Here is a 2,232-nt window from a genome sequence, read left to right on the forward strand (position 1 = left end):
ACCGCCGGGCGAGCTCTCCGCACGGGCCGGTGCGCCGGTCGCCGCCGCGCCCGTGCCGCCCGGCATCCGGGGGCTGGACGTCAGCTCCCACCAGCCCGGCGTGTCCTGGCCCGCGGTGTACCGGGACGGCGCCCGGTTCGCCTACGTCAAGGCCACCGAGTCGACCACCTACCGCAACCCCCGCTACGCCGAGCAGTACCAGGGGGCCCGGCAGGCAGGCCTGATCAGGGGCGCCTACCACTTCGCCCTGCCGCACAAGTCCGGCGGCGCCGCCCAGGCCGACTACTTCTTCCGCAACGGCGGCGGCTGGACCGCCGACGGCTGGACCCTGCCGGGCGTGCTCGACATCGAGTTCAACCCGTACCAGTCCTCCAACGGCCTGGACCTGTGCTACGACCTGTCACCCGCCCAGATGACGGCCTGGATCCGCGACTTCAGCGACCGCTACCTCGCCCTGGCCGGCCGGCGGCCCGCCGTCTACACCAACACCTACTGGTGGCAGACCTGCACCGGCGGCAGCGCCGCCTTCGGAGACCACCCGCTCTGGCTCGCCCGCTACTCCTCGGCCGTCGGCGCCCTTCCGGCGGGCTGGACGGCCCACGCCATCTGGCAGCACGCGGACTCCGGCGTCTTCCCCGGGGACCAGAACGTCTTCAACGGCACCTACGAGCAGCTGAAGCTGCTGGCCGCCGGCCGGAGCACCCCGGCCCCGGCGAAGACGCCCGTGAAGGCCCCTGTGAAAGCTCCTGTGAAGGCTCCCGTGAAGGCCCCCGCGCGCAAGGCGGCCAAGGCCGCCACCATCGTCTCGTCGCTGAACGCCGGGCCGGAGCCGGTCAGGAAGGGCCGGAAGCTGACGGTCTCCGGCACCCTGCGCCTGGCCGCCGGCACCCGGCGCGCCGTCGCCGGGCAGCGGGTCGTGATCAGGTTCCGGCCGCGCGGCTCCACCGTCTGGCGGACGGCGGGCACCGCCGTGACCTCCTCCGGCGGGACCTTCCGCCGGACGTTCCGAGCATCGGGAGACGGCTACTGGCAGGCGGCCTACAACGGGGACGCGCTGCGCCTGGCCGCCCGGAGCGGCGGCGACTACGTCGACGTGCGCACCGGGCGGTGGCGCTGACCGGGGCGGGGACCCGTCAGGGCGTGCGACGGCGGTAGGGGATCCACAGGCCCAGGCCGTAGATGCCGAGGCCGAGCAGGACCATGAAGACGATCACCGGCCACTGGAGCCCTTCGGGCATGTGGAGCGCGAGGAACCAGCTCCGGTCCTCGGTCCCGTTGGCCTTGAGGAAGCCCGCCACGATGCCCTGCGGGAACAGCGGGATCGCGCCGACCGACCAGCAGAGGGCTGTGATGATCTGCTCGCGCTTCGGCAGGTCGTCGAACTTCGCCCAGCTCCCCGGCTTGACCGCGGGCCGCTTGCCCGTCCGCATCATGTGCAGCAGCTCGGGGCCCTGGGCGTGCAGCCGCCGCTGGGCGAGCAGCCCGAAGCCCCACAGGCACAGGCCGCCGGTCACCACGCCGACGGCGACGCCCGCCCAGCCGTACAGCGCGACCGCCACCGCCGCCGGGGCCCCGGTGAGCGCCACCAGGACCAGTACGGCGTAGGCCAGGCCGGTCATCGCGCCGTCGTCCTCGCTGGAGCGCAGCGGGTTGTTGCCCCGCCGGTGCGGGTCGATGCCCGGCACGAGCGCGTAGACCGAGATCAGCGGCACGATCCCGGCGGCGCCGCCGAGCAGCGCGGCGGTGAGCGCGAGCACCATGGGCCAGGGGCCGCCGGTCACGGAGGTGAGGCCCAGGGTCAGCGCGGCGGCCACCGGCCCGACGACCAGCAGCCAGGCCAGCTGCCTGCCCCGCACGTCGCCGCGCCCGGGGAGAGCAGGGTCAGCCAGATCTCGGTGCCGTCGACGCCGTAGAGGTTGGCCGACATGGCGGCGGCCATGATGATGAAGATCGGCCCGGCCCAGGGCAGCATGGCGTTCCAGCCCAGGACCAGCGGGGCCGCGGCGAAGAACACGCCGTAGGCGATGGCGAAGGTCAGCTGGTGTGTCCGGACCAGGTCGCGCGACCAGGTCCGCAGTTCCTTGGCGACCACGGCGCCCGTCGCGGTGGCGGCGGTCATCGGGCGCCGGCCCCGGGCGGACGCCTTGACCGAGCCCGCTCGCCGGGCCAGCAGCGCGGCCCAGGCGGCCAGCAGCAGCGCGACGAGCATCGCGAGCGCGCCCAGCGTGAGAC

At 74.3% G+C, this 2,232-nt stretch carries 2 protein-coding genes and 1 pseudogene; 1 reads left to right on the top strand and 2 read right to left on the bottom strand.

Annotation, left to right across the window (positions count from 1 at the left end):
- A partial coding sequence (locus ACWJ6R_RS34990) for a lysozyme (RefSeq protein WP_449066314.1) occupies positions 1–1,117 on the top strand: 1,117 nt, incomplete at its 5' end.
- A 16-nt stretch (positions 1,118–1,133) separates the two neighbouring features.
- On the opposite strand, the gene ACWJ6R_RS34995 is transcribed toward ACWJ6R_RS34990, so the two are convergent.
- Both ACWJ6R_RS34995 and ACWJ6R_RS35000 read right to left on the bottom strand, forming a co-directional pair.
- Positions 1,134–1,856: a hypothetical protein gene (locus tag ACWJ6R_RS34995; RefSeq protein ID WP_449066315.1), complete on the bottom strand. Its 723-nt coding sequence runs from the start codon at positions 1,854–1,856 to the stop codon at positions 1,134–1,136.
- Positions 1,799–2,232, bottom strand: a pseudogene (locus ACWJ6R_RS35000) (hypothetical protein); the annotation flags it as partial. The pseudogene ACWJ6R_RS35000 and the gene ACWJ6R_RS34995, both read right to left, overlap by 58 nt.

The organism is Planomonospora algeriensis, from assembly GCF_977012225.1.